The sequence below is a fragment of the Mesorhizobium sp. M7A.F.Ca.CA.004.12.1.1 genome (assembly GCF_003997835.1).
GTDB lineage: Bacteria > Pseudomonadota > Alphaproteobacteria > Rhizobiales > Rhizobiaceae > Mesorhizobium.
The window spans coordinates 1-4,857 of the sequence record NZ_RZRK01000479.1 but is presented as its reverse complement, the minus strand read 5'-3'; the positions used below and the strand labels follow the sequence as shown (position 1 = coordinate 4,857).

At 63.1% G+C, this 4,857-nt stretch carries 2 protein-coding genes and 1 pseudogene; 1 reads left to right on the top strand and 2 read right to left on the bottom strand.

The features are described from left to right. Positions 1 to 253 precede the first annotated feature (253 nt). Both alaS and recA read right to left on the bottom strand, forming a co-directional pair. Complete coding sequence (gene alaS / locus EN984_RS22955) at positions 254 to 2,920, bottom strand: alanine--tRNA ligase (protein WP_127270932.1); 2,667 nt, start codon at positions 2,918 to 2,920, stop codon at positions 254 to 256. A 297-nt stretch (positions 2,921 to 3,217) separates the two neighbouring features. After that, complete coding sequence (recA, locus tag EN984_RS22950) at positions 3,218 to 4,318, bottom strand: recombinase RecA (RefSeq protein ID WP_027036993.1); 1,101 nt, start codon at positions 4,316 to 4,318, stop codon at positions 3,218 to 3,220. 277 nt (positions 4,319 to 4,595) lie between these two features. On the opposite strand from recA, the pseudogene EN984_RS22945 reads away from it, so the two are divergent. Continuing rightward, positions 4,596 to 4,857: pseudogene (locus EN984_RS22945) on the top strand (carbohydrate kinase); the annotation flags it as partial.

Sequence of the window (4,857 nt, the reverse complement as noted above, 5' to 3'; positions counted from 1 at the left end):
CGCGCATGGAGTTCGCCAATGCAACTTGACACCACAGATAGTCGCTCATTGCCCTGCCGGGCATTTCTCCCCGTAAAACGGGGAGAAAGAGGCTGGCCGCAACGCCGGCGCCTCTTTTTTTGCAAGGCTGGCGATTGGCGAAAGCCGCGACGAAAGCGCCCTTCTCCCCGTTTACGGGGAGAAGATGGCGGCAGCCAGATGAGGGGCAGCGCTACTTGGGAAGGTAGGGCTCCCCCCTGAACTGCCCACTAGCCTACGCCGCTTCGAGTGCCGCCCTCACTGCTGCAATCGCATCATCGGCCTTGGAAGCGTCGGGGCCACCGGCCTGGGCCATGTCGGGCCGCCCGCCGCCGCCCTGCCCGCCCAATGCGGCGGAGGCCACGCGGACAAGGTCGACGGCGCTGAAGCGATCGATGAGGTCGTCGGTGACGGCCACCACGACGCTTGCCTTGTTGTCTTCGCCGGCGCCGACGAAGACGACGACGCCGGAGCCGAGCGAGCTCTTGCCGGCATCGGCCAGCGGCTTCAAATCCTTCGGCGAGACACCGGAGACCGTCTTGCCGAGGAAGCCGATACCGGCGACCGTCTCATTGGCGGCTGGAGCATCGGCTGACGATCCCCCGCCCAGCGCCAGCTTCTTGCGCGCCTCGGTCAGTTCCTTCTCGAGCTTTTTGCGCTCTTCGAGCAGCGTCTCGACGCGCGCCGGCACGTCGGCCGGTGAAATCTTCAGCACCGCTGCCGCCGCCTTCAGCCGCCTATCCTGCTCGTCGAGATGTTTGCGCGCGGCTTCGCCGGTCAGCGCCTCGATGCGGCGCACGCCGGCGGCGACCGCGCTGTCCGACACGACACGCACCAGGCCGATATCGCCAGTCGCCCGGACATGCGTTCCGCCGCAAAGCTCGACCGAATAGGGCCGGTTGGCCTTGGCGCCGTGAACGCCGGTGCCCATCGACACGACGCGCACTTCGTCGCCGTATTTCTCGCCGAACAGCGCCATGGCGCCTTCGGCAATGGCATCGTCGACCGACATCAGGCGCGTGGACACCGGGCCGTTCTGGACGACGATCTCGTTGGCCATGCGCTCGACCTCTTCGAGATCCTCCGGTGAAATGGGCTTGTTGTGCGAGATGTCGAAGCGCAGGCGCTCGGGCGCGACCAGCGAGCCCTTCTGCGCGACATGGCTGCCCAGCACCTCGCGCAGCGCCTCATGGATCAGATGCGTCGCGGAATGGTTGGCGCGCAACCTGGAGCGGCGCGCATGGTCGACTTTGAGCTCGACGGCAACACCGGTCTTGACCGTGCCGCTGGCCACCTCGCCGATGTGGACGAATAGCCCATCGGCCTTCTTCTGCGTGTCGGAAACCTCGATCGAGAAGCCCTCGCCTGAAATAACGCCGGTGTCGCCCATCTGGCCGCCGGACTCGGCATAGAACGGGGTCTGGTTGACGACGATCGCCACCGCGTCGCCCTTGCCGGCGCTGTCCACGGTCTTGCCGTCCCTGACCAGGGCCTGGATGATGCCTTCGGCAGCTTCAGTCTCATAGCCGAGGAACTCGGTGGCGCCCGCCTTCTCGCGCACGGAGAACCAGATGGTCTCGGTCGCCGCGTCGCCGGAGCCTGCCCAATGCTTTCGCGCCTCGGCCTTCTGCTGCTCCATCGCATTGGTGAAGCCGGCAAGATCGACCGAGATGCTGCGCTGGCGCAGCGCGTCCTGCGTCAGATCAAGTGGGAAGCCGTAAGTGTCGTAGAGCTTGAAGGCCGTTTCGCCGTCCAGCATGTCGCCGGCATGCAGCGTCTCCGTCGCCTCGGAGAGCAGGCCGAGGCCGCGCACCAGCGTCTTGCGAAACCTGGTCTCCTCGAGCTTCAGCGTCTCGGTGATCAACTGTTCGCCGCGCAGCAGCTCCGGATAGGCCTGGCCCATTTCGCGCACCAGCGCCGGCACCAGCTTCCACATCAGCGGTTCGTTGGCACCCAGCAGCTGCGCATGGCGCATGGCGCGGCGCATGATGCGGCGCAGGACATAGCCCCGGCCTTCGTTCGAAGGCAGCACGCCGTCCGCCACCAGGAAGGAGGACGAACGCAGATGATCGGCAATGACCCGGTAGGACGCGACCGTCTCCTTGTCGGGACCATGCCCGATCGCGGACGAGGCCGCGTCGATCAGGTGACGGAACAGATCGGTCTCGAAGACGCTTTCCACCCCTTGCAGGATGGACGCCATCCGCTCCAGGCCCATGCCGGTGTCGATCGAGGGGCGCGGCAGGTCGATGCGCTCCTCCTTCGTCACCTGTTCATACTGCATGAACACCAGGTTCCAGAATTCGAGGAAACGGTCGCCATCCTCCTCCGGGCTGCCGGGAGGGCCGCCCCAGATGTGTTCGCCGCGGTCGATGAAGATTTCAGAGCACGGCCCGCACGGTCCGGTGTCGCCCATCGCCCAGAAATTGTCCGAGGTCGCGATGCGAATGATGCGGTCGTCGGAAAAACCGGCGATCTTCTTCCAGAAGCCGGCCGCCTCGTCATCCGTGTGATAGACGGTGACCAGCAGCTTGTCCTTGTTCAGCCCGAACTCCCTGGTGATCAGGTTCCAGGCAAGCTCGATGGCGCGCTCCTTGAAATAGTCGCCGAAGGAGAAATTACCGAGCATCTCGAAGAAGGTCAGATGGCGCGCGGTGTAGCCGACATTGTCGAGATCATTGTGCTTGCCGCCGGCGCGAACGCTCTTCTGGGCGGTCGAGGCGCGCGAATAGGGCCGCTTCTCCAGACCGGTGAAGACGTTCTTGAACTGCACCATGCCGGCGTTGGTGAACATCAGCGTCGGGTCGTTGCGCGGCACCAGCGGACTCGATGCGACGATCTCGTGACCCTCCTTGCGGAAGTAGTCGAGAAATGTCGACCGGATTTCGTTCACGCCACTCATGATGCTGCCTTTTTGGAAGAGCCGCCGGGCCAACCGGCGGAAATGGGCTCTGCGTTTTAGAAGATTAGGACTTGGCCTTTTAGCCGCCGCGCTTCACCCTGTCCAGAAACACGGAATTGGTCCAATCCACGGCCTTTGCCGGCCGTTCGACCCGGCCTGGTTCCGCCGCCAAAACGCAAAACCGCCGGCACTGGGCCGGCGGTTTCGAAACGCAATAACGCGGAACTCGATTACATAAGCCTGAGATAATAGAACGCGATTATGGCCGAACTCCGGCCGGCATCGCGCACGAAGCTGTTACATCGCGCCGGATTCTTCCTCGAAACCGTCATCATCGCCGCGCTCAGGGCCGCCATTCTCGAGGAATTTTTCGGCGATCAGCCCGGCATTCTGCCTGATCGACAACTCGATCTCGCGTGCCGTGTCGGGATTGTCACGCAGGAACAGCTTGGCATTTTCGCGGCCCTGGCCGAGACGCTGCGAGTTATAGGAAAACCAGGCGCCAGACTTCTCGACAATACCAGCCTTGACCCCGAGATCGACCAGTTCGCCGGTTTTGGACACGCCCTCACCAAACATGATGTCGAATTCGACCACCTTGAAGGGCGGCGCCAGCTTGTTCTTGACCACCTTGACGCGGGTCTGGTTGCCGACGACCTCGTCGCGGTCCTTGATCGAGCCGATGCGGCGGATGTCGAGGCGCACCGAAGCGTAGAATTTCAGCGCATTGCCGCCGGTGGTGGTTTCAGGCGAGCCGAACATGACGCCGATCTTCATGCGGATCTGGTTGATGAAGATGACCATGGTGTTGGAGCGCGAAATCGACGCGGTCAGCTTGCGCAGCGCCTGGCTCATCAGGCGGGCCTGCAGGCCGGGCAGCGAATCGCCCATCTCGCCTTCAATTTCGGCGCGTGGCGTCAGCGCCGCGACCGAATCGACCACCAGCACGTCGATGGCGCCGGAGCGCACCAGCGTGTCGCAGATTTCCAGCGCCTGCTCCCCAGTGTCAGGCTGCGAGATCAGAAGGTTTTCGAGATCGACGCCAAGCTTGCGGGCATAGACCGGGTCAAGCGCGTGCTCGGCATCGACGAAAGCGCAGATGCCGCCCTTCTTCTGGGCTTCGGCGACGGTGTGCAGGGCAAGCGTCGTCTTGCCCGAGCTTTCCGGCCCGTAGATTTCGATGATGCGGCCGCGCGGCAGGCCGCCGACGCCAAGCGCGATGTCGAGGCCAAGCGAGCCGGTCGGCACCGTTTCAATCTCGACGACCTGATCGTTGGCGCCGAGCCGCATGATCGAGCCCTTGCCGAAAGCCCGCTCGATCTGCGACAGCGCCGCATCCAGAGCCTTTGATTTGTCCACTGCCTTGTCCTCTACCAGCCGCAAAGAATTCTGAGCCATGATACATCACCCCTTGGTCGTCAATGAAGGCCGGACAATCCGTAATCCCTGCCTATTTGTACCTTTTTTGTTCTCATTTGGCAAGAGGGGTCAAATAACTGAAAAACAAGCAATATCCGGATTTGTTCTTTTTTTGTCCAGGGATTCGATCAGGAATGCACCGCACGTTGGGCCAGACGGCTCCGTTGTTTCGACCTGCCGAATCGCCGCCTCGCATGCGAAGCTCCGTCGCACCTAGCGCTTGTGCGGCTGGAATAACAAAGGTCATATCGCCGGCATGCTGAAATCCGCGAAAATACTGGCCATAGGCGGCGCCCATATCGACCGACGCGGCCAGGTGTCCGGCGCTTACGTGCCTGCCGCCTCCAATCCGGGCACAATGCGCGAGGATGTCGGCGGCGGCGTCTTCAATGCTTTGCGCAGCGCCGTGCGGCGCGGCGTCTCCGCGTCGCTGATGTCGGTTCGCGGCGGCGATGCCGCTGCCGATACCGTTTCGCGAGCCATCGCCGAGACAGGCATTACCGACCTGTCGGCGGTCT

Bases quoted from the DNA above. Each gene is read 5' to 3' on its own strand.
- alaS (WP_127270932.1), bottom strand. From the start codon at position 2,920: ATGAGTGGCGTGAACGAAATCCGGTCGACATTTCTCGACTACTTCCGC.
- recA (WP_027036993.1), bottom strand. From the start codon at position 4,318: ATGGCTCAGAATTCTTTGCGGCTGGTAGAGGACAAGGCAGTGGACAAA.